The sequence below is a fragment of the Rugamonas rivuli genome (assembly GCF_009380165.1).
Classification (GTDB): domain Bacteria; phylum Pseudomonadota; class Gammaproteobacteria; order Burkholderiales; family Burkholderiaceae_D; genus Rugamonas; species Rugamonas rivuli.
Map to the genome: position 1 here is coordinate 302,067 of NZ_WHUF01000001.1, position 24,489 is coordinate 326,555.

Sequence of the window (24,489 nt, forward strand, 5' to 3'; positions counted from 1 at the left end):
TTTTGCAACGTCAAGACGATCGCCCTTCGAAAGGGGGCAGGCCCAGTCTTCTTTCTTCGGAACAGCAGGCGGAGGCCGAACGCAGCCGCATCCTGAGCACGCTGGACAGCAAGCCGGCCGCGCCGGCCGTTGCCGGTGCTCCGGGCCAGGCCAAAGGTTCGGGCCGGCTGGTGGTGTGGGGTGTCGTAGGCCTGGGCGCATTGGCGGCGGTCGGCGGCGTGCTTGCCTGGATGAGCAACACGCCCGACGTCGACAGCTTGCCCGTGGTGGCCGACGCCGCGCCGGCCAAACCGCCTGTGACCACGGCCGCACCGGCCGAGGCGGAAGTGTCCACCGCGGCGATCCTGGAAGATACGACGGCCGCCGTCAGCCCGCCGGCGGAAGGCAAGCTGCCGTCGCTGAAGGAAATGCTGGCCGAGCCGCCCAAGCCCAAGTCCGGCCACGACGAGCTGACGCAGGCGTTGGAGCGGCCGCAGCCGAAGGCCGCGCAACTGGCCAAGGTGGAACGCAAGCCCGAACACAAGCCTGAGCACAAGGCCGAACGCAAGGTGGAAAGCAAGCCGGAGCGCAAGTCCGACAACGTCAAGCTGGCGCAGAAGACCGCGCCGGCCAAGGACAAGGCGCCGGGCAAGCCGGCGGATAACGATGTCACGCTGATCAGCGCGCTGATGGCGCATCTGCAGACCCGTCCGCCGGTCAAGAAGACCAGCACGCCGGCCGACCAGCTCAAGACCTGCAAGCAGTACAACGCCGCAGGTGAAGAGCAGTGCCGCGCCCGCCTGTGCGCGGCCGACGCCAAGAAAGAGCCTGAATGCAAACCGGCGCCTGCCGCGAAGACAGCATCGAACTCATGAGCGTCGCCTTGCTTCAGCAAATCACCACGGCATTGGCGCAGTTCTCAAGCGCCACGCGTTTGTACGCGCTGAAGCTGGGCGATGACGGTGACGAGCTCGGCTCCGGCGGCCTGCTGGTCGAAGCCTTCTGCGCCGACGACATGGTGCAGGGCAGCGGCGCGCGCGACATCATCGTGCTGTCGACCGATGCCCATGTCGCGCTGGCGCCCTTGCTGGGCAAGCCGGCCAGTCTCGAAGTGAGCCTGGCGGACGGCAGCCGCACCACCTTCAGCGGCGACATCACGCAGGCAGCCATGCTGGGCAGCGAAGGCGGCCTGGCGCGCTTCCGCCTGCGGCTGACGCCGTGGCTGTGGCGCCTGAGCCAGGTCCGCAACAGCCGCGTATGGCAGGACAAGACGGTGATCGAGATCGTCGAATCGGTGTTCGCCGCCTATCAGCCGCTGGCGCAATGGCGCTGGAGCGAAGAGGTCGACAGCTTCCTGGCCGACGTCTCCGCGCGCAGCTATTGCTGCCAGTACCGCGAGTCCGACTACGACTTCGTGCTGCGCCTGCTGACGGAGGAAGGCCTGGCCTGGCGCTTCGAGGAAACCGAAGACGGCCTGTGCATGGTGCTGTTCGCCGACAGCAGCCAGCTCGGCGCGGTGCCCGAGGACGCCAGCAGCGAAGCGGGCGGCGGCATCCGCTTCCATGGCGTGCGCGCCGGCGAGAAGCAGGACACGATACAGGCCTTGCAGGCAAGGCGCAGCGTGACGGCGACGCTGACCACCTTGCTCAGCTACGACTACAAAGCCAGGAAAGCCGTCGCCGCCAGCGCACCGGCCCAGCAGCAATACAAGAAACTGCCGCAGCTGGAAAGCTTCGACGTGCCGGGCCAATATGCGTATGCGAGCGGCGCGCAGGCACAGCACTATGCCGAACTGCAGATGCAGGCACGCGAGGCGCGCAGCCAGCAATGGCGCGGGCGTTCGACGGTGCGCACGCTGGCGGCAGGGCGCCGCGTCAACGTTACGCAGGGGCCGCTGGCTGCCGCCGATGGCGCGGAGACCCCGGCTTATACGGTGCTGCGCGTCACCAGCGTCGGTGTCAACAACCTGCCGTCGCCGGCCTCGCATGGGCTGGCCGAACTGTTCGGGCCGATTCCGGAATTGCTGGAGGAACTGGCGCCTGCGCATGACGACGACTTCGCATTGGTGATCGAGCAGGCGCGGCAGACCGGCTATGCCAACAGCTTTGAAGCGGTCGCCGCCGATGTGATCTGGCGTCCGCAACGGCCGGACAGCGACGGCCGCAACCACCACAAGCCGACCGCGTCGGGCGCGCAAAGTGCGATCGTCATCGGTGCCGATGGATCGGACCAGCCGGCCGGATCGGACGAGCTCCATTGCGACGCGCTGGGCCGCGTGCGCATCCGCTATCACTGGCAGGACAACGGCGACGCGACTTGCTGGGTGCGCGTTGCGCAGCGTTCGGCCGGCGGCGGCATGGGCAGCCAGTTCCTGCCGCGCGTGGGGCAGGAGGTGCTGGTGCAGTTCATCGAGAACGATATCGACCGGCCCATCATCCTCGGCGCTTTGTACAACGGCCAGGGCGAAGGCGGCGTGGCGCCGACCCCGGCGGGACAGGCGGGAGGCGACAGCCAGGCTGCGCTGTTCAATCCGGCCAGCGATCATGCACCTTCGGCGCAGGGTAATCTGGCGGCGGGCAACAGTCCCTTGTGGCATGGCGCTTCCGCCGATACGGCCGGTCACGGCAATGCGGCGGCGCAGTGGGGCTTGCGCAGCAAGGAGTTTGGCGGTTCCGGTTACAACCAGCTGATGTTCGACGATACCGATGCGCAGGGCCGCGTGCAACTGCGCTCGACACACGCCGCCAGCGAGCTGACGCTGGGCCATCTGATCCACAGCGCGGACAATTATCGCGGCAGTCTGCGCGGGCAGGGCGCCGAACTGCGCACCGATGCGTATGGAGCCTTGCGTGCCGGTGGCGGGTTGCTGGTGTCGAGCTACAAGATCGATCATAGCGCCAGCGAGCGTGAGCCGATGGGCGATAACACGGCAGGCATCGCGTTGATGAAGCAGGCTGTGCAGCTAGGGCAGACCTTCAGCGAGGCGGCCAAGACGCATGAGACGGTTGCATTGGCAACGCACATCGGCGCGGCCAAGGCCGGTGCGAGCGTGATGGACGACAAGTCCGCACCGTTGCAGGCGATGTTGACTGCGGTGTCGGGCATGGTGGGCAGCGCCAGTCTTGGTGCAGCCCAGGGTGATGCCGGCGACAAGAGTACCGCCGCTGGCGATGGCCGGCTGCCGCACATCAGCTCTCCGGTGATCGCCGTCAGCGGCAAGGCCGGTTTGAGCGTGACGGCCGGGCAGGCGATGCAGATGTCCAACGGCGAGACCATCGTCCTGATGAGCGGAGCGGATAGCCAGTTCGCCAGCGGCGGGCAGTTGCGCGTGCATAGCCGGCAGGCCATCGGCGTGCTGGGCGGGGCAGTCAAGCCGGGCGAAAGCAATATCGGCGTGCAGATGATCGCCGCCAAGGACACTGTCGATATCCAGGCCCAGGCGGAGGTGCTGAAGGTGCAGGCGAGGGACGATGTCAACCTTGTCAGCGCCAATGCTTTTGTCGACTGGGCGGCGGCAAAGAGCATTACGCTGTCGACGGCGGGCGGGGCGAACATCACGATCGATGGCGGGAATATCACGGTACAGTGCCCCGGAAAGATCACCATCCATGCAGGGACCAAAGCCTTTGAAGGCCCGGGAAAGGCTGACTATGCGCTGCCGGTTATGCCGCGCAGCATCTGCAAGGAATGCCTGTTGAATGCTGCGAAGAGCGGTTCGCCAGTGGCAGCCAAAGGAGCCTGACAGTGAAGACGACGGATTTGCTGCCCTTGCTGAACCTTGAAGACGATGCCAGCCTGTTCAGCCTGATTGACGGCGCCCAGAATCAGGATCTGCACAAGCTGGGTCTGGAGCGGAAAAAAGGCCTGGGTTTCCATTCCCTGCTGGACGCATCGGCCAATTTCGACGCTGTCTATGCTGGTCCGCTGTTGGTCGAGCACGCGCATCGTAATGCATGCACGGTGCTTGCCGGTATTGTGAACGTTGAGGGCAGTGCAAACTATGTTTCGCTGATGACCACATCGCAGCCGGTGGAAGCGTTGGTATCGCGCCTTGCGTGGATGACCAATGTCGTGCATGAGGATGGAACGGAATGGATCATGCGCTATTACGATCCACGGATCTTGCCGCATTGGCTGGCGGTCTTGAACCGCGACCAGCGTGATATTGCGCTGAAGGGAATCAAGCAGTGGCTGTATATCGATGTGCGCGGCAGTGCCCAGATCATTCACGGCACACCCGCCTTGGATGCAAGCTTTGAGGCGGCGGCGCCGATGTGTATGTCTCCAGCGCAGCATGAAATTCTCATGGCGCGCTGCATGCCGTATATGATCATGGATTTGCTGGCCTCGGACAATGTCGACGAGCTGCAAGCCATGCCAGCCCACGAGCGCTATGATTTTCTCGCCACTCAGCTTGGCCGCGCCCAAGCCTACGGCCTGGAAAGCGTGCCGGATCTGAAAACTTACTGCATGCTGGGATTGATGTTCGGTCCTGGCTTCGATCGTTATCGCGTTGCCGCTGCGACGCTCGATACCCGTGACGCCGGTTCATTCAATGACCGCATCCTGGCCTGGGCGCCGGCGCATTGGGGCGCCATGTCGCAGGATGCCGAGTTGGCGTTGCATAGTTAAATGGAAATCACCATGAAGTTTATCGCTGTAATTTTATCTTTCACCATTGCCTTGCTGCTGACTGCATGTAAGCCACAGGGGAGTCCCGGGGACTCGGCAGCGGAAACGTTGGCGAACACGATGACGACCAGTTCGTACAACTACACCACTCACAATCTTTACGACATCAGCTTCAAGGATGCCACACTGCCTTTTAACGTGGCTGATGCTGCGCGTGCCGGCTCGGTCTTTTTCCGCAATTCCAGTCGCGCGCTGTTAGACGGTGGCGAGCAGTATCGCTTCGCTTTCGCGGATTGCTGTTTTATCTGGGACAAACACCTGCCAGCCCCCACGAAGCTCAGGGTGGTATGGAATGTGGTGTACGACCTCGATCTGTTCGAAGGCGAGAGCGGTAAACATTACGACGACCGCGCCAGCAAGGAGCCTGCGCCGGGAACCCGCTGGTGTTCCGCCATGGTGGAGGTGCCGGGGCCGGCCCCTGTAACTGCGGACAATCTGTCGCTGCATTTCCTGCCGGACGGTACGGTTATCGGCAGCTACGGCAAGGCATCGGCGCCGGCTCCGCTCAGTTCGGCTCAAGTGCTTGCACATGCGGCTCCGATGCCCAAGGGCCAATACTGCAAGCAGGAGATCACCAATCCGTGGTTCGGCATTCCCCGGGCGCCACACAAGGAGTAGCGCATGAGCAAACCAACCGTGCGGCGGCTGACCGACCTGAGCAAGGACGAGAAGGCAGCGCGCAATATCTACCGCAGCCAGCTGAACAAAATCGAGATGACTGCGGACCTGGCCGATTGCAGGAAACCGGTCTGGATCAGTTGTTTCTTCGACGGTACGGGGAATAACTTCAAAGAAGATGGCAACGGCAAGCTTAACAGTGACGTCGAGAAGTACAGCAATGTCGCCAAGTTGGCGAAGTTTGCGCACCCGGACGAGGACGCTGCCAAGCGTACCTATGGCTTATACGCGCCCGGGGTGGGAACGCCGTTTCCCGCAGTGGGTGACAGCGGCAAAGGTATCGACCAGGCGGCCGGCATGGCGTCCGCTGCCAAAGGGCAGGCGCGCATTACGTGGATGCTGCAGCAGTTTAAGACACGGGTCGAGCGCCACATGCCGCATGTCAGCCAGATTAACGTGGCGGTTTTTGGTTTCAGTCGGGGGGCGGCCCAGGCGCGCGCATTTGTGCGGCAATTGGCCGATCAATGCTACAAGCAGGGCGAGGAACTGATCTGGACCAAGGGCAGCGGCTTCAAGCAGCCGCGTCTGGTCATTTACTTTCTTGGCATCTTCGATACCGTCGCTTCGGTAGGTTTTGGTGGCAGCCGCATGGAATCCAGCCTCAAGTATGTGTTGGGGCCGGTTTGGGGCGGAGTGCTGTACAGCATAGACGATGGCGGCCATGCAGACTGGGCCAGCGACCTGAGGATACCCTGGTATGTGCGTTTTTGTGAGCACTACGTCGCTTCTCACGAGGTGCGGGAAAAATTCCCTTCCGATTCAGTGCGGGAAGATCAAAACATCAATTCCAACTGCCGGGAGACGTTCTATCCCGGCGCCCACTCGGACGTAGGTGGCGGTTATGGTTCGATGACCCAGGAAGGCCGATCGAACGAGCTTTCCCGCATCGCGCTGTGCAATATGTATTTGTCCGCTTATGCCGCCGGTGTGCCGCTCAACCCGCCGTCTGAAGTATTGGAAAACAGCGGCTCGTTGTTCGAGATTACCAGCGAGTTGCAATCCTGTTTTGAAGCGTATATGAGTGTCGTGGCCGAGGGGAGCAAGCTGGAACAGCAAGTCATCAGCCACATGGCCGGCTACTATCATTGGCGTTGGGGACGGACGGAGCGGCAACGTGCTGCGCTCAAGGAGCGGCAAGCGTTGATAGCAAAGGGGCAGTCGGTGATGTACGCAACGCCGGACACGTATATGACCACTACCGATCAGGAATGGGAAACCGACGTGCAGGACATTGCCGAGAAAAAGACGGGATTTTTCCGCAGCTCCACGACGCCGTTGGAAGATGTGATTTTCGACGCGTGGAAAGGCAAGTTGAGAAAATCGATGAAGGCCGAGAAGCGGGCACTGTTCGATAAGTTCTTTGACCGTTATGTCCACGATTCCGTTGCCGGCTTCAAAAACCAGATGGCCGATTCGCATCTGGGTTCCGTCGAAGCCAGCCGCTGGTCGCGCAATCGCCAGTATTTCATGGGGAAGCGGGGCAAGAAGTTTTTGTACTGGCGCTATGAGGGCGACCACCCGGAAACGGAGGGGGCAAAAGAGGCTATGCTGATGCCTAAGAAGGGTCAGTTGCCGACGGACGGTACTGCGATCGCTTAACTTCCGCTTGTTAATAGGAGGTCGAGCACGCTGTCGTGGAAGATTTGGAACAGATGCACAGAGCAGGTGGGGAATGCGCTATTTTTTAACTATCTGTTTGTTAGTCCTGCTGATACCTGGCGGACTGACGCATGCTGCTCCAGAACGGAAAACGGTGGCCGAACTGTGGAGTAAGGCAGTCCGGAAGGCGGCTCAAGCTACGGGCACCGAGACTCAAGAACATAATTTCGGTGAATCAAGAACGGTCTCGCGTGGTGCTCGGCCTGAAATTATTCTCCGGCAGGACAAAATACTCTATAACGGGAAAAGGTTGGAACTCGGCAGGACTGCTTCTCAATGGGATGCGATACTCCCTGGCGAACGACGCTGCGATGACCTCTCAAACCCGAGCTGGTGCAATTGGGATGATCTTGGCATCCTGGTTGGATTCACTGATAAAAAACCCAAGAAAATATCATATGTCACCATATATCTCCGCTTGCCGGAAGTCGATCCGAATGACGGCTTGGTGACTATGTCGGCTGACGGGACAGCGTTGCCGCCGCTGGTGCGGTTTTATCCCAAGTCTCCATTTCCTGGCTATCTTGAGCTTGATGGTTATGGCATGGACAGGCGTACCATGTTTTGGGAAGTATTGAAACGCGCAGAAAAAAAGCGAAATCTACATTGCGGTCTGCGCGACTGTGTCGCTCCGGGCGGGACGTTTGGAAGTAACACGGTTATGTACTTTGATCTTGATGAGCCGGTGGAGACGGGCGCCGTAAACAACATAAACATCAGCTCTCGAGCAGCCAAATAACCGGGTGCCAGAATACTGTGCATACCACCAGCGAACCCCTCCTTCTTTCAAGCCGCCGACGCGCCTTTTGTGCCGCCGGGCTGATGTTTTGTCTCTCATCTGCTTGTAAGGGGAAATCATTGGCCATCGTTGTCGAGGCAGTGCTGTTTAGTTATCTGGACCGGCCTATTTTTGACGTGGTTGTTGGCGACACCGACGTCGGCGTATCGGGCGTGTATCCAAGTACGGGTGGTGGAACCATGTCGGGCGCCAGGTTCTCCAGTGGTGCGCAAACTGTGCGTTGGACGCTTGATGGGCCTCAGGGCATGCCACGTAACGGCGAGGTGGTGCACGCGCAAAACCGTCCCGAACTGGCACCTCCTTCGGCAGGCGAACATTATCTCGCTGTGCATATCTATCCGGATAACACAGTTGAACTCATCTACTCGAAAAATTACCCGCAATTTTCACCACGAGGGTTGCAGTTCGCAGCATCTCGCCGGTCCGGGTGAACGTCTAGCTACACCACGCACAATCTTTACGATGACGAGCGGCAGGGCGATCTCGTTACCTCAAGCGCCGCCTCAGCCACGCGATACCGGCGCTGAAGCAGCGATGCGCGCCGCAGATCAGGCGATTCTTCAAGCTCGCGCGCATCAGCAGCACGTGGGCGCGTTGCACGGTGACGTTGGTGGAGGTGTAGCTGTGCCCCGGCTTGCCGTAGCCGAGATCGATGCGCTTGAAGTTGCGCCGCTTGCACATGTCTTCGATGGCCATATGCAGCATCGTGGTGCCGACCGATAGATGGTCGAGCGCGCTGTCGTGGAAGATGTTGAACAGATGTAGTGTGTCGCTGGACTGCAAACCCAGCATCAGCGCGCAGGGCAGGCCGCCGCAGTCGATCTGGTAGCACAGCAGCATGCCGTGCCGTGCCAGCTCGTGCATCTCTTCCGGAGTCCATAATTGTGCCCGATGCTCCGGAGTGCTAAGCCGCGACAAGGCCTCGCTCATGGCCGCCAACTGCCCGGGATGCTCGATGCAGCGCAACGCCAATTGTCCGCCGCCATGCTCGCACAGCTGGCGTTGTTGCCGCTTGAGATTGTAGCGGCGCTTGGAGTTGAACTGCGCCATGAAGGCGTCGAAGCTGGCGGGCAGGGGGATCTGGTGGCAGTCGCGCCAGTCGTTGAGCACGTGCGTCCGATAGCAGCGCCGGCCGCGGGCGATACAACGCCACAGGCCGCTGTCCGACGGCAGCGATGTCAGCGAGATCGCCTGGCATTGCGGGAAGTGCTTCAACAGAAAATCCAGCAGCAGGTCCAGCAGCGCCGGCTCGGCAGGCATCAGCGGCGCGCTGCCGAGCAGAACCACGCTCGGCACCGGCAGCGAGCCAAGGCGCAGCCGGCCGGCGGAAAAATCGATACTGTGACGTCGCAGCGTCAATGGCACCACGCCGACCACGACGCCGCTCCAGCGGTGCTTCACGGTGAACAGCTGCGGCGGCGCATGCTGTGTCGCCGTGGACAGCAGATAGTCGAAGAATTCCGGACTCTGGTAGACGCGGCCATGGCTGTCGCTATCGGCCAGCAGTGCGCGCCAGCGCTCCATCAGTGCGTGGTCGCCGACCTGCTTGCTGGCGTCTTCAATGAGGTAGGTATCGTTGGACATGGTCGCTAGACGATCCCATATCCCGCGCCGGCGCCTGTTGATGCAGGTCGAAACGAGGCCATCAGCGGCGCCGGCGCCACACCGTATCCATCAGCGGCTTGACGCTGAAACCATGCACCAGTATCGACAGCATGATGACGAACAGTGCTATGCGCGTCAGCTGCGCCGCCAGTTCCGGCGCCAGTCCCGCCTCGATGGCAAACATCAGGTAGTAGATCGAGCCTATGCCGCGCACGCCGAACCAGGCGGTCATGGCGCGCATGCGCAGGCTGGTGTCGCTGCCGAGCAGACCGGTGAAAACGCTGAGCGGGCGGGCGATCACGAACAGGAATAAGGCCATCCAGAAGGCATCCCATTGCATGCTACGCAGCGAAATCATGCCGCCCAACAGCAGCACCAGCGTCAGCTCGGACAGCCGCTCCAGGTGTTCCTTGAATACCAGCGACCCGGCGCTGACGATCAGCGGCGCCTCATGCGTTGCGCTGGTTCTGGCCGCTTCGGATTTCGCCGTATCCGGCTCCATCATGCCGTGCCTGTCCGTGGGGGCGCCGGCCAGGACCAGCTCGGTCTGGCGCAGCGCGACGGCGGCGAAGAATACCGCCAGGAAGCCGGACGTCTTGGCCAGGGTGGCGATGCCGTAGACGACGGCGATCATGCCCAGCCCCACGAGGTCGTCCATGATTTCGTGCTTGGGTTCGCTGCCGCGCAGCTTCCAGCCCAGCCTGGCGACGCCGGCCCCGGCCGCCACGCCGATCAGCACCGCGCCCGTCGTGCCCCACAAGACATCCACCAGCAGCCAGCGCAGGTGGTGGTGGCCGGTGTCGGCCAGCCCCAGCATGCCCAGGCCGAGGATGACGAAGGGGAAGGCGCTGCCGTCGTTCATGCCGGCCTCGCAGGTCAGTGTGAAGCGCAGCTGGTCCTTGTCGCCGGCGTGGCGCACCTGGACGTCGGTGGCCAGCACCGGATCGGTGGGCGCCAGGATGCCGCCGAGCAGGACCGCCGCGCCCGGCGGCAAGTGCAGCACGTAGTAGGCGAACAGCGCCACCAGCCCCACCGTCAGCGTCATGGACAGCCAGGCCAGGCGCATCGGCGCGTTCCAGCGCTGCCGCTTGAACGGCACCGGCATCTTGATTCCGGCCGAGAACAGCGAGATCAGCAGGGCGATTTCGGTCAGCACTTCCAGCAGGGCCGATTGCAGCTTGGGGTCGAAGCCGAAGATGTTGAGGAAGGTCGGGCCCAGCAGGATGCCCACGCCCAGGTAGACGATGGCGGACGTGAAGGGCGACTTCGAGATCGTGGTGGCCGCCAGGCCGCGCGCCAGCATCAGGCAGCCGACCAGCAGGAACCATTGAGTGGTGTTCACAGGCCTCCTTTGCAGCGGGGCGCTGACTTTCGACATAGTCTCGACCGGGCCGGGAGTTTTGTCTGTGGCATAACCCACGGTCGGCGGCTCAGGGGCTATACATTGTGTAGGCGTCCTCCTACAATAGCCTGCAAGAATGATTTATTGCTAATGGAGAGGGCATAGATGACTGAAGTGGTGCATTGTCTGTTTATTGCGCGGGAGGGCAAGCCCCCGCTGGTCGTCAATCTGACCAAGACCTATACCGTGACGGTTTCGGCGCCGAAGACATTGACCGTCGCCCGCAATACCAAACGCTATGTGACGAAGGGCATGACGACAGCCGGCGTGGCGGGCATGGCGGTTTTGTATGGCGAGAACGGCGCGGGCAAGACGAGCGCAATGATCGATATGGCCACCGTGTTTGGCGACAATCGGAAATTTAAAACCGCAGGCGGTTTGTACGAAAAAAACGGCAAGTTGTTCGTGCGCCCCGGCAAAGCGCTTCAACGTTACGCGATCGTTGGTAAGGAGGGGGACATCCAAAAAAGTGACGACCAGTTGCGTTGCCTGTCGGTGTTCTATACGACCTCGCCTTTTGATGCGGATCGCCGCCGGCGACTCGGCAACAACCATTGGGTCCGCGATGTCTCGCCTGCATATGGAGAGCGGAATACATTCGACGGCTTGTCGTTGTTGAAGGTTCGCGATCAGTTGCAGATGCCGTTTCTTGACCACGCCAGCATCCGTATCCGGTTGCTGGTCAGGAGCGTGTCGAATTCGATGATCGCGATCTCCAACCAGATGGGCAACACCCGCAATCCGCATGTGCCGCTAGTCCGCCGCAAGGTGATGGAGGCTGCTGCCGATCTGCCGGAACATGAACAAATGCAGTTGCGCTGCTGGCTGAGTTTATTTGTTGTGGCCCACGAGCGCAAGTCGCGGGCGTTTCCTGCCAAATTTGTCAGGCAGCTCGATCTGTTCCCGAAGTCGGCTGATTCGCGCGGGGACCTGTACGAGCTTTGGAAGACGGTGATCCGTGCCACTTTCAGATGCATGAAAAAGGATGACGTGGTGCAGGTCATGGAACTGCTGCAGCTGTTGTCGCAACCAGAGTTTTCCAAGAGGCTGGCGGAGCGCTACACCCCGGCGGAGTTGCAGGCGATGATCGCGCTGCGGCTTCCCGGCCGCAACGAAAGCTTGCGGCAGTGTACCGAGCTGGGGGTGCTGGAGTTTTCGTTGTCCGGCCTCAGCTCGGGCGAGACGGCGCATGCGATCATCTTTGCCTCGCTCTATGGCGGATTGGAGCGGATGAGCCGGGAAGGTGGACAGCATCCGGTGTTCCTGCTGTTGGATGAAGGCGAAATGTTCCTGCATCCAAGCTGGCAGCGCGTCTACATCGACAAGCTGCTGGAGTTTGTACGGCACATGCGCAAACTCAAGGGCCGTCTTTACCTGTTGCTGGCAACGCACTCTCTGATCGTTGCGGCGGACGCTCCGCCGTATAGCCTGGTCAATGTAAGCTCCGGCGAACAGGTCAACGGTTTTGGCCTGGGGCCCCGCAGTACGCTGGCCGACGTCTACAAGGTCGCAGTCTTCCAGGGGAAGAGTTCGGAGACCGAGTTCAAGCGGATCGAGGCTTTTATCAACGCCCCGCGACGCCAGGACTATGAGCCGATCAGGAAGCTGACAGAGGCGCTCGCCGACGTGCATGTCAGAAAATTTCTCGAGCAGCAGGTCGCCGAGGCTTTGGAGCGGTGCCGCGCATGATCAAACTCGAATATTTCGATCAGGCCGTGGTGGATAAGCATTTCGACCGGCTTAGCGAGCATGCCGACGATCGCCTCGATGATCTGATCAAACACCTGGATGCCAAAACACGCAAGCGTGTGCCCAGGTCCGATTTGGACTACATGGTCGTTTACTTCCGTTCCAATCTCAAGCAGATATTGGTGGCTCAGCCGGCCGCACTGAGGAAATTCATCACCAAGACCAGTAAAACCAAGAAGCTGGCATGGCTGGAAGCCATCCTTGCCAAGGCTGCCAAAGACCGCGATGCATGGGAACAGGATATCGTGGCCGGCTTGCTATGGGTGTTCGATTACGCTGCTTTCAGCGGCTGGGTGCATCCAGGATGGAATGCATACGAGCTGGTGGAGGAGCACAAGCTGAGGATCTGTCCCTACTGCCATACCTCGCATCTGAACTTTCACGTTCACGGTTCGAAGGACATGCGTCCGCCGCTCGATCACTTTTATCCACGGTCGCGCTATCCCTACCTTGGCACCAGCCTGTACAACCTGATACCGAGCTGTTACCAATGCAATTCAAGCATCAAGGGCGCCGAGAATCCCTTGGTCAAAGCGTTGACGCACCCGTTCGAGATCGGCAAAAAATCGGTCAAGTTCCGTCTGCGGCTGGCGGATGGGACGCGCTTGTCGCCCAATGCTGAGAAGGTGGCCGCAAAGCAGATCAAGATCGAAGTGCTTGGTTCAGACGCGGCAGCACAGACGTCGGTGGACTTTTTCATCCTGCCACAGCGCTATCAGTGGTACACGCGCGAAATCGCGGAGGTTCATTCGCGGGTGTTGTCGCAACTGGACGCGGGCGGCACGCTGGCCCATCTGGTCGGCGTGAAGCGGTTTGTGTACGGGTTCAGGGAATCGGAGGTGCGCAATTTTGCGCTGGGAATTTGCATCAAGGATATCGCGGACAGCCTGATATCGAGCTACTCGCCTTGATCGCTTGAGTATCGTCCCCCGGCAGCGGTGGCTGGGGGACGAGGACTGGCGTTAAGCCTTGTTCAGCACCGAGCGGCTGCGGGCGTAACCGAAGTAGATGCCCAGGCCCAGCACCAGCCAGACGGCAAACGCCACCCAGGTGAACCAGCTCAGGTAGGTCATCAGCATGACGCAGAAGATCACGGCCAGCGCCGGAATCACCGGCACGCCAGGGCAGCGGAAGGCGCGCTTCAAATCAGGACGCTTCTTGCGCATGATGACCACGGCGATCGATACCAGGCTGAAGGCGGCCAGCGTGCCGATGTTGATCAGCTCGGTCAGCACGTTCAGCGGCACCACGGCGGCGATCAGGCCGAACACGATGCCGACCATCCACGTGGCCAGGAACGGCGTGTGGAAGCGCGGGTGCACGGTCGACAGCGCCTTAGGCAGCAGGCCGTCGCGCGACATGGCGAAGATGATGCGGGTCTGGCCGTAAGCCATCACCAGGATCACGGTGGTCATGCCCAGGATCGCGCCCAGGTCGACGAAGCCGGCGAACCAGTTTTCACCGGCGTGCTTCAATGCCAGCGACACCGGATGGTCGATGCCCAGGTACTGCTGGTAAGGCACGATACCGGTCATGATGGCCGAGACCACCACGTACAGCACGGTGCAGGCGGCCAGCGAGCCGATGATGCCGATCGGCAGGTCGCGCTCGGGACGCTTGACTTCCTCGGCGGCCGACGTCACCGCATCGAAACCGATGAAGGCGAAGAACACCAGCGCGGCGGCGCTCAGCATGCCGTTATAGCCAAACGGCATAAACGGTTTCCAGTTCGCAGGCTCGACATGGCGCGCGCCGACGAAGATGAACAGCAGCACCACGCCGACCTTGATCGCCACCATGATGTTGTTCAGGCGGGCCGATTCGCGCACGCCCCAGCTCAGCATCGCGGTCAGCACCAGCATGATGCACAGCGCAGGCAGGTTGATCAGCGTGTGCACGCCGGGTATGGCGCCGGGCGCGGCCGTCAACTCGACCGGCAGGTTGATGCCGAAGCCGGAGATCAGCGACTGGAAGTAGCCGGACCAGCCGACCGACACGGCCGAGGTGGCCAGGCCGTATTCGAGCAGCAAGTCCCAGCCTATCATCCAGGCCGCCAGTTCGCCCAGCGTGGCGTAGGTGTAGGTGTAGATGGAGCCGGCCACCGGCACGGTGGAGGCGAATTCGGCGTAGCAGAGTGCGGCGAAACCGCAGGCGATGGCGGCCACCACGAAGGACAGCGTCAGCGCCGGGCCGGCCGTGACGGCGCCGGTGCCGGTCAGTACGAAAATACCGGTGCCGACGATGGCGCCGATACCCATGAGTATGAGGTCGAAGGGTCCGAGTACTTTCGCCAGGCCGCCAGGTTTGCGGCTGTTGGCGATCATATCGTCCAGGTTCTTAGTGCGAAATAGGCTCAAAATGGCTCCAGTTTTATTTTGGTGGTCTCCGTCCCCGGATTGGTGCCTTGTGGGCGGCCGGGCGACGGCAAATAATACAGTAACTTCGAGGTGATGCCGAGAAGTTAAGTTGTTAATAACGATGATACGTAGATCAAGAATCGGTCTTCCAGCTTGCCCAGGTCCAGCCCGGTCGCTTCGCCGATGCGGCGCAGCCTGTAATCGAGCGTGTTGCGGTGGATGTGCAGGGCGGCGGCGGTCGCGGCGGGATGACCGTCGTGTTCAAACCACACTTCCAGCGTGCGCCGCAACAAATCCTTGCTTTTGTCCACGGCTTTGAGCTGGGCCATGGGGCGGCGCAACTCTTCCGCCTCCCAGCCGGAACCCAGCCCGGACAGCAGCACCGGCAAGGCTTGCTCGTAATAGCTGAAGCGCGAACGGCGCGGATGACGGGCGCGGCCGATGCGGGCCGCCGTCTGCGCGCTCTGCCAGGAAATCGCCACCCCGGCCATGCCGGACTGGGCGATGCCCATGGTCAGCGTGTGCGGCTGTTGGCATTCCTCGCGCAGCATGGCGGCCAAGGCTTGCAGGCGGCGCTGCGGCCAGTGCGCGTCGTGCGGGCCCGGGGCCTCGTGGAAATCCAGCAGCACCATCTGGTCGGCGGCGGCCGAGGCCGTCAACACCGATGGCTGCCGCGCCAGCATGCGCAGTTGCAGGCGCTGGAGCTCGCTGAGCGCCTGGTCGGTGCCGGCGGCCTTGTCGTCCAGCTCCAGCAGGAATACCAGGTGACTGCGCTCGAAATTGACGCCGAGCCGGCGGGCCCAGGCGGCCAGGTCGGCCTCGCGCGCCGGTTCGTAGCGGATCAGGTTGAGCACGAAGGCTTCGCGGTAGCGCGAGTCGCGCTGGAGTTCGCCGGCCAGGTGGGCCTGTTCCAGGATCATTTCCGCCGTCAGCCGCACCAGCTCGCCGAACTGGCGTACCTGGTCCGGCACGCCGCTCAGGCCCACCGCGCCGCAGACCTGGCCGTTGACCGTCAGCGGCAGGTTGATGCCGGGCTGGGCGCCGTGCATATTGCGCGCGCCGGCGGCGTCCACCTCCACGGTCAGCCGCTTGGCCAAGGCCAGCATCGCGCCCGCATGCAGCTCGCCGATGCGCGCCGGATTGCCGCTGGCCAGGATGGTGCCGTTGGCGTCCATCACGTTGACGTTGTAGGGAATGATCTTCATCGTCCGGCTGACGATGTCCTGGGCCAGTTCGGTGCTGAGTATGTACATGGAAGGTTCTCCTTGCCCGCCATTGTGCCAAAGAACAAAGAAATCAAAAAGATATTGCTGTTTTCATGGGTTCTATTGTGCATATGCCCAATAAGCGGCCCGGCGACGCCGCATTTATGGTGCATTTGGCCGATGTTTTTTCGGCGTCGATTCCAGATAATCATCTGCACAAGCCCCTAAAAAAACCAAGGAGACAAGCATGAACACCACCACTACCGCCACACCGTGGCCGGCGGCGTCCGTTCTGGACGGCGCCTACAGGAAGGCCAGCTGGCACCTGATACCGTTTATCTTCGTCTGCTACTTCTTCAACTACCTGGACCGCGTCAACGTCGGCTTCGCCAAGCTGGAGATGCTGGACGCTCTCCAGTTGAGCAATACTGTCTACGGCCTGGGCGCCGGCATCTTCTTCATTGGCTATGTACTCAGCGGCGTGCCGAGCAACCTGATCCTCCACAAGATCGGCGCCCGGCGCTGGATCGCCGTGATGATGGTGGCCTGGGGCAGCCTGTCGGCCTGCATGCTGTTCGTGCACAACCCGGTGTCGTTCTACGTGCTGCGCTTCTTCACCGGCGTGGCCGAGGCCGGCTTCTTCCCTGGCATGGTGCTGTACTTCACCCACTGGTTCCCGGCACAGAAGCGCGGGCAGGTGATGGCTCTGTTCATGTCTGCGATACCGATTTCCGGCCTGGTCGGCGGCCCGCTGTCGGGCTGGATGTTGCAGCATTTCTCGGCCGGGCAGGCCGGCATGGCGGGCTGGCAGTGGCTGTTCCTGCTGCAGGGCTTGCCGACCGTGCTGCTGGGCGTGGGCGTCTACTTCTACCTGAACGACGGTATCTCGCAGGCCAAGTGGCTGAGCACCGAGGAAAAAGCCGCGATGCAGGCCGCGCTGGCCAGCGATGAAAAGCAGCGCCAGGCTAACAGCACTGTCGGCCAATCCTTCGCGGACGTGGTACGCAACGGCAACGTGTGGATGCTGGGCGTGCTGTACTTCTGCATCCAGATGGGCGTGTATGCGATCAACTTCTGGCTGCCTTCCATCATCAAGTCGCTGGGCTTCCAGAGCTCGGTGGCGGTGGGCTGGCTGAGCACCATCCCTTATCTGTGCGCCGCCATCTTCATGGTCTGGGCCGGCCGCTCGGCCGACCGCCGCCGCGAACGCCGCTGGCACGTCAGCCTGCCGATGCTGATGGGCTTTACCGGCCTGATGATGGCCGCCAATTTCTCCAGCAATGTGGTGGTCGTGATGGTCGGCCTGAGCATGGCGACCATGGGCGCGCTGGCGGCGCTGGCGATGTTCTGGTCCTTGCCGTCGGCCTTCCTGGGCAGCGCGGCGGCCGCCGCCGGGCTGGCGCTGATTAACTCGCTGGGCCAGATCGCCGGTTTCGTCAGTCCCTTCCTGGTCGGCTGGATCAAGGACGCGACCCAGAGCACCGACACGGCGCTGTATATTTTGTCCAGCGTGCTGCTGCTTGGTGCGATACTGGTACTGCGCGTACCCGCCAAGCTGGTCAACCGTTGATAGAGTTCTTCGATGAAAATAGTCATAGCGCCCGATTCGTTTAAGGAAAGCCTGACCGCCATGGCGGTCGCCAACGAAATCGAGGCCGGCTTCCGCGAGTTCTATCCCGATGCCGAGTACGTCAAGCTGCCAGTGGCCGACGGCGGCGAAGGCACGGTCCAGGCGATGATAGACGCCAGCGGCGGCCGCCGCGTGAACTTGTCGGTGTCCGGCCCGCTGGGCGAGCCGGTGGACGCGTTCTACGGCCTGATGGGCGACGGCGCGACGGCGGTGATCGAGATGGCCGCCGCCAGCGGCCTGGAGCTGGTGCCCACGGCCCTGCGCGACCCGCTGCGCACCAGCAGCTACGGCACTGGCCAGCTGATCCGCAACGCGCTCGACGCCGGCGCCCGCCGCTTCGTGCTGGGCGTGGGCGGCAGCGCCACCAACGACGGCGGCGCCGGCATGGTGCAGGCGCTGGGCGGACGCTTGCTCGATGCCGGCGGTGGTGAATTGCCGCCAGGCGGCGGCGCGCTGGACCGTTTGCAGCACATCGACCTGTCCGGCCTGGACGGGCGCATCAAGGACTGCGTGTTCGACATCGCCTGCGATGTCAGCAATCCGCTGGTGGGGCCGCAGGGCGCCTCGCACATCTTCGGCCCGCAGAAGGGCGCCACGCCGGCGATGGTCGAGCAGCTGGACGCCAATCTGCGCCACTACGCCGACGTCATCGAACGCGAGCTGGGCCAACAGGTGGCCGACGTGCCCGGCGCCGGCGCGGGCGGCGGCATCGGCGCGGCCATGCTGGTGTTCCTGGGCGGCAGCTTGCGTCCCGGAAGCGAGATCGTGACGGCGGCGGTCGGCCTCGACGCGGCCGTGGCCGACGCCGACCTGGTCATCACCGGCGAAGGCCGCATCGACAGCCAGACCATCCATGGCAAGACGCCAATCGGCGTGGCCCGCGTGGCGCAGCGGCACGGCAAGCCGGTGGTCGCCATCGCCGGCTGCCTGGCGCCGGGCGCGGCCGTCGTGCATGGACATGGGATAGCCGCCGTGTTCAGCGCGGTCAGCCGGCCCTGCACGGTCGAGCAGGCGCTGGCCGAGGCGGCGCAGAATGTGCGCAGTGCCGCGCGCAATGTGGCGGCCGTGCTCAGCCTGGGCGCGCGCCTGTAGTATCGGCGCTGGTCGCGGCGCATCTGTGCTAGAGTTGTTCTCGTGTAAGTAAATGACACCGAGAATGAATGAAGTCTGCCGCACACCGCCCGCTACCTTCGATACGAGCGCAAATTTACACGCTAGTGTGGGCCTGCGCGCTGCCTGCCATCGTCGGTTTTGCGCTGCTGGCGAATAATTTCTACGAACGCGAACGCGGCCAGATCCAGCTCGAATCGCTGATCACCGCCCGCGCACTGATCCAGGCGGTGGACCGCGACCTCAACACCGGCATCACGATGGCGCTGGCGCTGGCCAATTCGCCCAGCCTCGACAACAACGACCTCGCCGCCTTCCATGCGCTGGCGAGCAAGGCGCTGCGGCCCGAGTTCCCCGGATTTAATTTCGTGCTCAGCGACCGCGACTCGGTGCAGCTGCTCAATACCGTGCGTCCTTTCGGCACGCCCATGCCCGACCCCGGCAGCCTGGAACGGATCCGGAAAGTGTTCGACACCGGCCGCACCGTGATCTCCGACGTTTTCATCGGCGGCGCCCTGAAGCGGCCGCTGGTGGCCGTGCATGTGCCGGTGCTCAGGAACGGCAAGGTGATCTACTGCCTGTCCGTCGCCTTCGTGCCGGAACGCCTGGGCATGGTGCTGCGCGAGCAGCGCCTGCCGACCGACCGCGTGGCCGGCATCTTCGATTCGCAAGGCGTGATCGTGGCGCGCACGCGCGAGCCGGAAAAATATGTCGGCAAACGCGGCTCGCCGTCGTTGCTGGCCAAGATGGGCGGTAGCGGCGAGGCGGCCATCGAAACGAACACACTGGAAGGCATGCCGGTGTATTCGATGTACAGCCATTCCCGCATATCCGGTTGGGCGGTGGTGATCGGTGTACCGCGCAGCACCGTGCTGGCCGAGATGGTGGCGTCGATACGCTGGATCACGCTGATCGTGGCCGGTCTGCTGGTCCTCGGCGTGGTGTTGGCCTGGTACTTCGCCCGCCGCATGGGCCATTCGGTCCGGGCGCTATCCTATGCCGCCAGCGCGCTGGGCAAGGACACCGACCTGCGGCTGGACCGCGTGCGGCCAGTGTTCCGCGAGGCCGACGACGCCATCCACACCTTGCAGGCGGTGGAGTCGGAACTGCAGCGCTACCGCCACCGCCTGGAAAGCGCGATCGAGGAACGCACCTTGCAGCTGCAATCGGCGCAGCGCGAGGCCAGCGATAAGGAGCTGCGCACCCGCACCGTGATGGATAACGTCGGCGACGGCATCATCACCATCAACGCGGACGGCGTGATCGAATCCTTCAACCGCGCCGCCTGCAGCATCTTCGGCTACACGCCGCAGGAGGCCATAGGCGCCAACATCATGCGTCTGATGCCGGAGTCCATGCGCGGCGCCCACCACGCCGGCATGGCGCGCTACCTGGCGGGCGGCGCTCCCACGGTCGTCGGCAAGAACAACGTGGAGTTGCAAGGACTGCGCAAGGACGGCACCACCTTCGTGCTGGAGCTGTCGATACGGGCGCTGTTCGTCGAAGGCCATCATCTGTTCGTCGGCATTGTGCGCGATGTCACGGAGCGCAAACGGGGAGAGCGGGAGCTGCGGCAGGCCATGGAGCAGGCGCAGATCGCCAGCGCCGCCAAGGATGTCTTCGTGGCCAATATGAGCCACGAACTGCGCACACCGATGAACGCGGTGCTGGGCATGGCCCACCTGCTCAACACCACCGGCCTGTCGCCTGAGCAGGGCCGCTACCTGGAGATGATACGGGCGTCCGGGCAATCGCTGCTCGGCATCCTCAACGACATCCTCGATTTCTCCAAGATGAACGCCGGGAAGATCGAAATGCATCCGGTGCGCTTCCAGTTGGACGACGTGCTGCATTCGCTGGCCAGCATTATGAGCATCAGCGTCGGCGAGAAGAACCTGGAGCTGTGCCTGGGCGTGGAGCTGGACGTGCCGCGCGTGCTGGTCGGCGATGCGCTGCGGCTGCAGCAGATCCTGGTCAACCTGACTGGCAACGCCATCAAGTTCACCGAACAGGGCGAGGTCTCGGTGCTGGTGGAGCGCGCGGCCGGCGACGGCGCGGTGCTGTTGCGCTTCACCGTGCGCGACACCGGCATCGGCATGAGCGAAGAACAGCTGGCGCGTTTGTTCTCGCCGTTCACGCAGGGCGACCTGTCCACCACGCGGCGCTTCGGCGGCACGGGCCTGGGCCTGACCATCTCCAAGGGCTTGATCGAGCTGCTGGGCGGCGCGATAGAAGTGAGCAGCACCGTGGGGCTGGGCAGCGCCTTCTCCTTCACGCTGCCGATGAAGCAGGGCGAAGGCGCCGAGGCGTTGAAGCCGGCCCACCGCCGCCATTTGCTGGTGGTGGACGACAATCCGACCAGCCGTTCCTACCTCGGCAAGACCATCCAGGCCTGGGGTTGGACCTGCGACATCGTCGCCACCGGGACGGAGGCGCTGGCGCTGCTGCGCTCCGGCCGCGCCTACGACGCCGCGCTGGTCGACTGGCAGATGCCGGACATGGACGGCCCGGCCATCATGCGTGCGGTGCAGCAGGAATCCGGCACGCCGGTGATCTGCATGGTCAACGCCTACGGCCGCAGCAAGCTGGTTCAGGACATGGAGGCCGTCACCGCGCCGGTGTTCCTGACCAAGCCGGTGACGGCGTCCAGCCTGTACGACGCGGTGCAGACTGCATTGGCGCACCGCCATGGCGAGGCCGCCGCCGGTCCTGCCGCGCCGGGGCCGAAGGTGCTGTCCGGCGTGCGCGTGCTGCTGGTGGAGGACAACCCGATCAACCAGCAGGTGGCCAAGGGCATACTGGAGCAGGCGGGCGCCGTGGTGGCCGTGGGTGAAAACGGCGAGGAAGCGCTCAAGCTGCTGCGCGACGGCCTGCAATGCGACCTGGTGCTGATGGATGTGCAGATGCCGGTGATGGACGGCTTCACGGCGACCCGCGCGATACGCGGTGAGCTGCGCATGACGCTGCCGGTGATCGCCATGACGGCCGGCGTGATGGAATCGGAACGCGAACAATGCATCGCCGCCGGCATGGATGATTTCATCGGCAAGCCGGTCGACGTCGATCAGATGTTCGCCACCATCGCCAAGCATCTGCGCTGGGTGGCGGCCTAGAAGAAAGTGTTGATGGCGCGTTGCACGGTGTAGTCATCGTCCACGGCCAGCAGCAGTGGCCACTTGTCGAAGGTGGTGCAGGGGTGCGAGATGCCGCAGCCTATCAGGTCGCCCACCGCTAACTCTCCAACGATGGCATGGCCTTCGGGCAGGCGCAGGTACGCGTGCTGGTCGTTCATCTTCTCGATGCGGCAGCCCTCGGGCAGCGCGGACGGCAGGCCGGCGCCGGGGCGGTGCGAAACCAGGGCGCGCGGCAGCTCCATGTCGTAGGAGGCGTCGCGCTTGCCCATGCCCAGGATAGCCAACGTTGGCTCGGGCCGCGACAGCACCATGCTCCACACCTCCAGCGCCGGCCGCAGGCCTTGGCCGGGCGCGTAGCCCTCGCGTGTGTTCAGTTGTTCGATCAGGTCGTGATAGAAGCCGTGGTCATTGGTCAGGTAGCAGCCGCTGCGCAGTACCGGCAGCACGGGGCGCGACAAATCCTGGACTTGCGCGAAGCCGCTGGCGACGAAATCGAAATACGCCGATCCGCCTGCGGTCAGCAGGATTTCGCTTCGCTTGAACAGACGCTCGGCATCGGCCTGGCGCAGCAGGTCCGACAGCTGGGCCACGAAATGGCGTACTTGCTCGTGGTCCTTGTCGCGGTCGGGGCTGACCAGCAGGCCTTCGTAGCCCTCGATGCCGGCCAGTTCCAGGCCCGGCGCGGCGGCGATCTCACGCGCCAGCGCCAGTGCTTCCTCCATGCTGCGGCAGCCGGCGCGCTTGCCGGCCAGGCCCAGTTCCACCAGCAGCGGCAAGGGCCGCTCGATGCCTGCCTGCTGCGCCAATTGCGACAGCCGCGCAACGCCGGCGCTGGAATCGGCCAGTGCGAAAAATTCAAACGATGGATCGTCGCGCATCAGCGTCAGTACGGCGCCGATGTCGGCGGGCGCCACCAGCTGGTTCGCCAGCAGCACGCGCCGCACGCCGTGGCGGTGGGCGATCTGCGTCTGCGACACCGTCGCCAGCGTCATGCCCCAGGCGCCGTTGGACAGTTGGGCGTCGAACAGCTGCGGGCTCATAGTGGTCTTGCCGTGCGGGGCGAGTTGTACGCCGTAGCGATCGCAGAAGCCGCGCATCCATTGCAGATTGTGTTCCAGCGCCGAGGACTTCAGCAGTGCGACCGGGAAGCTGGTGTCGGCGTTCAGCACGTTCCATCGACGTGCGCCGATGTCGCCCTGGCGCAGCGGCGCGGTGATCGGCAAGCCTTTGACGCCGGGTTGCAGTAGTTGGTTTTCCAGTTCCATCATAGGGGCGGTGCGTGTCAAGTGGTGCTCCTGCGGTCGAAAGAGTGGAGTGCTGCGCCCAGTGCCTGGAGGCGGTCGCGGCGCAGCATGCCGTAGTTGTAGAAGCCGAGATGACGGATACCCAGGTCCCACAGGCCTTGCAGCGCCTGCGGCAGCTGTGCGCCGTCGTCGAGATCGGGCGGGCCGGGACGCAGGATGGCGCGGATGCAGTCCGGTGTGCCGATGCGGCGGATGCTGTCCCAGGCGTCGCTGCGGACGGCGGCGGCATCGGCTTCGTAGAACGGAATCTCCAGCCAGTCCGCGACCTTGGACAGCGCGTGCAGGTCGGTGCCTTCCAGCCAGCTTTGGGCGGTAGGGCGCTGCACCGTCGCCACCACGGACAGCTGCACCTGCGGCGGCATGGCGGCGCGGATGGCGGCGACCAGTTGCGTGACGCGGTCCTGCCGCAGTCGGTTCAAGGCGGCCAGGGCGCGGTCTTCCAGCAGGTCGGCGCTCAGCCAGGCGGCTGCCTGCGCTGGCGTGGCGTCAACCGGCGCATCGAGATAGCTGTCGATGTTGCGGCGGACGCGCTGGCGCAGGCCGTCCATGTCGATGTCCGCGGCCTGGCCTGCGGCCATGCAGGCATCGCAGAAGCACAGGCCCAGCATGGAGTCCAGCCAAAGGTTGCTGCGCACTTGCGCGAATTCGTGATGGTAGCCGTGGGCGTAGGGCAGCCAGCCCGGCGTCTCGACCACCACGCTGGCGACGCCGCGCGCGGCCACGTCGGCGCTGAGTGCGACGGCGTAGTCGAACACCGGCTGCTGCATGGGACAAAGGCTGTACAGGTAGCCGTCGCCGTAGGCGTTGCGGGCGGTGTATTGCGGGTGTGCGGCGCCGAGGCGGCTGTTATGCAGCAGCACAGTCCACGCGTGCACCGCGACTCCGCCATTGGCGACGAGCTTGGGTAGCACTTCGCGCAGCGCCGGGTCGGAGTGGGCTTGCGGCTTGATGTCGCCGTAGCGCGCCATGTCCGGCTCGAAGTAGACCACGCCGTCTTCGGGGAAGACGACACGTGGTCCGCTGGACGCATGTGGGCGCAGGAATTTTCCGGCATGGTAGCTGACGGCGAGCGTCGCGCCGTTCATGCCCAGGCTGCGGGCCTGGTCTACAAAGCGGTCCACATCCGTGACGTCCCACGGATAACAATACAGCGAGGTGTTGTTTGGAGAATTCATGCGCGTCATTC

The 24,489-nt window shown here is 63.2% G+C and carries 18 protein-coding genes; 12 read left to right on the top strand and 6 right to left on the bottom strand.

Going from position 1 to position 24,489, the window contains the following annotated elements; translation table 11 throughout:
• The first annotated feature begins 2 nt into the window (after window positions 1-2).
• The 7 genes from GEV01_RS01390 to GEV01_RS01420 all read left to right on the top strand — a co-directional run bounded on the left by GEV01_RS01390 (window position 3) and on the right by GEV01_RS01420 (window position 8,238).
• Window positions 3-854, top strand: a complete 852-nt coding sequence (locus GEV01_RS01390) for a hypothetical protein (protein WP_152800983.1) — start codon at window positions 3-5, stop codon at window positions 852-854.
• Window positions 851-3,721 (top strand): type VI secretion system Vgr family protein, encoded by a 2,871-nt coding sequence (locus tag GEV01_RS01395; protein ID WP_152802264.1) that lies wholly within the window; start codon window positions 851-853, stop codon window positions 3,719-3,721. Before GEV01_RS01390 ends, GEV01_RS01395 begins: the two co-directional genes overlap by 4 nt.
• Before the next feature lie 2 nt (window positions 3,722-3,723).
• Window positions 3,724-4,611, top strand: a complete 888-nt coding sequence (locus GEV01_RS01400) for a DUF4123 domain-containing protein (RefSeq protein ID WP_175022868.1) — start codon at window positions 3,724-3,726, stop codon at window positions 4,609-4,611.
• A gap of 12 nt (window positions 4,612-4,623) precedes the next feature.
• Entirely contained in the window at window positions 4,624-5,289 is a 666-nt protein-coding gene (locus GEV01_RS01405; protein WP_217428328.1) for a hypothetical protein, read from the top strand.
• Between the two features lie 3 nt (window positions 5,290-5,292).
• Window positions 5,293-6,948 (top strand): T6SS phospholipase effector Tle1-like catalytic domain-containing protein, encoded by a 1,656-nt coding sequence (locus tag GEV01_RS01410; protein WP_152800989.1) that lies wholly within the window; start codon window positions 5,293-5,295, stop codon window positions 6,946-6,948.
• Window positions 6,949-7,021: 73 nt separating this feature from the next.
• Entirely contained in the window at window positions 7,022-7,747 is a 726-nt protein-coding gene (locus GEV01_RS01415) for a DUF7738 domain-containing protein (protein ID WP_152800991.1), read from the top strand.
• A 119-nt stretch (window positions 7,748-7,866) separates the two neighbouring features.
• Window positions 7,867-8,238: a hypothetical protein gene (locus GEV01_RS01420; protein WP_152800993.1), complete on the top strand. Its 372-nt coding sequence runs from the start codon at window positions 7,867-7,869 to the stop codon at window positions 8,236-8,238.
• 55 nt (window positions 8,239-8,293) lie between these two features.
• Here the strand turns inward: GEV01_RS01420 and GEV01_RS01425 are convergent, their stop codons facing one another.
• Together GEV01_RS01425 and GEV01_RS01430 are read right to left on the bottom strand one after the other, a co-directional pair.
• The gene (locus GEV01_RS01425; RefSeq protein WP_152800994.1) at window positions 8,294-9,391 is read right to left on the bottom strand and encodes a GNAT family N-acetyltransferase; all 1,098 of its coding nucleotides are present in this window, start codon (window positions 9,389-9,391) and stop codon (window positions 8,294-8,296) included.
• 61 nt (window positions 9,392-9,452) lie between these two features.
• A complete protein-coding gene (locus GEV01_RS01430; RefSeq protein ID WP_328595408.1) occupies window positions 9,453-10,754 on the bottom strand; it encodes a cation:proton antiporter in 1,302 nt (433 codons plus the stop codon).
• Window positions 10,755-10,919: 165 nt separating this feature from the next.
• On the opposite strand from GEV01_RS01430, the gene GEV01_RS01435 reads away from it, so the two are divergent.
• Together GEV01_RS01435 and GEV01_RS01440 are read left to right on the top strand one after the other, a co-directional pair.
• Complete coding sequence (locus tag GEV01_RS01435) at window positions 10,920-12,503, top strand: AAA family ATPase (RefSeq protein WP_152800998.1); 1,584 nt, start codon at window positions 10,920-10,922, stop codon at window positions 12,501-12,503.
• Window positions 12,500-13,474, top strand: a complete 975-nt coding sequence (locus tag GEV01_RS01440; RefSeq protein ID WP_152801000.1) for an HNH endonuclease — start codon at window positions 12,500-12,502, stop codon at window positions 13,472-13,474. The genes GEV01_RS01435 and GEV01_RS01440 overlap by 4 nt, the downstream gene beginning before the upstream one ends.
• Before the next feature lie 51 nt (window positions 13,475-13,525).
• On the opposite strand, the gene GEV01_RS01445 is transcribed toward GEV01_RS01440, so the two are convergent.
• Both GEV01_RS01445 and GEV01_RS01450 read right to left on the bottom strand, forming a co-directional pair.
• Window positions 13,526-14,920, bottom strand: coding sequence for an amino acid permease (locus GEV01_RS01445; protein ID WP_328595409.1), 1,395 nt, complete (start codon window positions 14,918-14,920; stop codon window positions 13,526-13,528).
• Window positions 14,921-15,024: 104 nt separating this feature from the next.
• Window positions 15,025-16,173: a sugar diacid recognition domain-containing protein gene (locus GEV01_RS01450; RefSeq protein ID WP_152801002.1), complete on the bottom strand. Its 1,149-nt coding sequence runs from the start codon at window positions 16,171-16,173 to the stop codon at window positions 15,025-15,027.
• A 199-nt stretch (window positions 16,174-16,372) separates the two neighbouring features.
• On the opposite strand from GEV01_RS01450, the gene GEV01_RS01455 reads away from it, so the two are divergent.
• The 3 genes from GEV01_RS01455 (at window position 16,373) to GEV01_RS01465 (ending at window position 21,978) form a co-directional block, all read left to right on the top strand.
• Entirely contained in the window at window positions 16,373-17,695 is a 1,323-nt protein-coding gene (locus GEV01_RS01455) for an MFS transporter (RefSeq protein WP_152801004.1), read from the top strand.
• Between the two features lie 12 nt (window positions 17,696-17,707).
• Window positions 17,708-18,847 (top strand): glycerate kinase, encoded by a 1,140-nt coding sequence (locus GEV01_RS01460; protein ID WP_152801006.1) that lies wholly within the window; start codon window positions 17,708-17,710, stop codon window positions 18,845-18,847.
• Between the two features lie 68 nt (window positions 18,848-18,915).
• Entirely contained in the window at window positions 18,916-21,978 is a 3,063-nt protein-coding gene (locus tag GEV01_RS01465) for a response regulator (protein WP_152801008.1), read from the top strand.
• On the opposite strand, the gene GEV01_RS01470 is transcribed toward GEV01_RS01465, so the two are convergent.
• Together GEV01_RS01470 and GEV01_RS01475 are read right to left on the bottom strand one after the other, a co-directional pair.
• Window positions 21,975-23,285: an amino acid deaminase gene (locus GEV01_RS01470; protein WP_152801010.1), complete on the bottom strand. Its 1,311-nt coding sequence runs from the start codon at window positions 23,283-23,285 to the stop codon at window positions 21,975-21,977. The two genes, GEV01_RS01465 and GEV01_RS01470, sit on opposite strands and share 4 nt — an antisense overlap.
• Complete coding sequence (locus tag GEV01_RS01475; RefSeq protein ID WP_235914132.1) at window positions 23,282-24,478, bottom strand: hypothetical protein; 1,197 nt, start codon at window positions 24,476-24,478, stop codon at window positions 23,282-23,284. The genes GEV01_RS01470 and GEV01_RS01475 overlap by 4 nt, the downstream gene beginning before the upstream one ends.
• Between the last annotated feature and the right edge of the window lie 11 nt (window positions 24,479-24,489).

Coding starts and splice junctions, on each gene's coding strand:
- GEV01_RS01395 (WP_152802264.1), top strand. CDS start 851: ATGAGCGTCGCCTTGCTTCAGCAAATCACCACGGCATTGGCGCAGTTC.
- GEV01_RS01405 (WP_217428328.1), top strand. CDS start 4,624: ATGAAGTTTATCGCTGTAATTTTATCTTTCACCATTGCCTTGCTGCTG.
- GEV01_RS01410 (WP_152800989.1), top strand. CDS start 5,293: ATGAGCAAACCAACCGTGCGGCGGCTGACCGACCTGAGCAAGGACGAG.
- GEV01_RS01415 (WP_152800991.1), top strand. CDS start 7,022: ATGCGCTATTTTTTAACTATCTGTTTGTTAGTCCTGCTGATACCTGGC.
- GEV01_RS01425 (WP_152800994.1), bottom strand. CDS start 9,391: ATGTCCAACGATACCTACCTCATTGAAGACGCCAGCAAGCAGGTCGGC.
- GEV01_RS01435 (WP_152800998.1), top strand. CDS start 10,920: ATGACTGAAGTGGTGCATTGTCTGTTTATTGCGCGGGAGGGCAAGCCC.
- GEV01_RS01440 (WP_152801000.1), top strand. CDS start 12,500: ATGATCAAACTCGAATATTTCGATCAGGCCGTGGTGGATAAGCATTTC.
- GEV01_RS01450 (WP_152801002.1), bottom strand. CDS start 16,173: ATGTACATACTCAGCACCGAACTGGCCCAGGACATCGTCAGCCGGACG.
- GEV01_RS01455 (WP_152801004.1), top strand. CDS start 16,373: ATGAACACCACCACTACCGCCACACCGTGGCCGGCGGCGTCCGTTCTG.
- GEV01_RS01460 (WP_152801006.1), top strand. CDS start 17,708: ATGAAAATAGTCATAGCGCCCGATTCGTTTAAGGAAAGCCTGACCGCC.
- GEV01_RS01465 (WP_152801008.1), top strand. CDS start 18,916: ATGAAGTCTGCCGCACACCGCCCGCTACCTTCGATACGAGCGCAAATT.
- GEV01_RS01475 (WP_235914132.1), bottom strand. CDS start 24,478: ATGAATTCTCCAAACAACACCTCGCTGTATTGTTATCCGTGGGACGTC.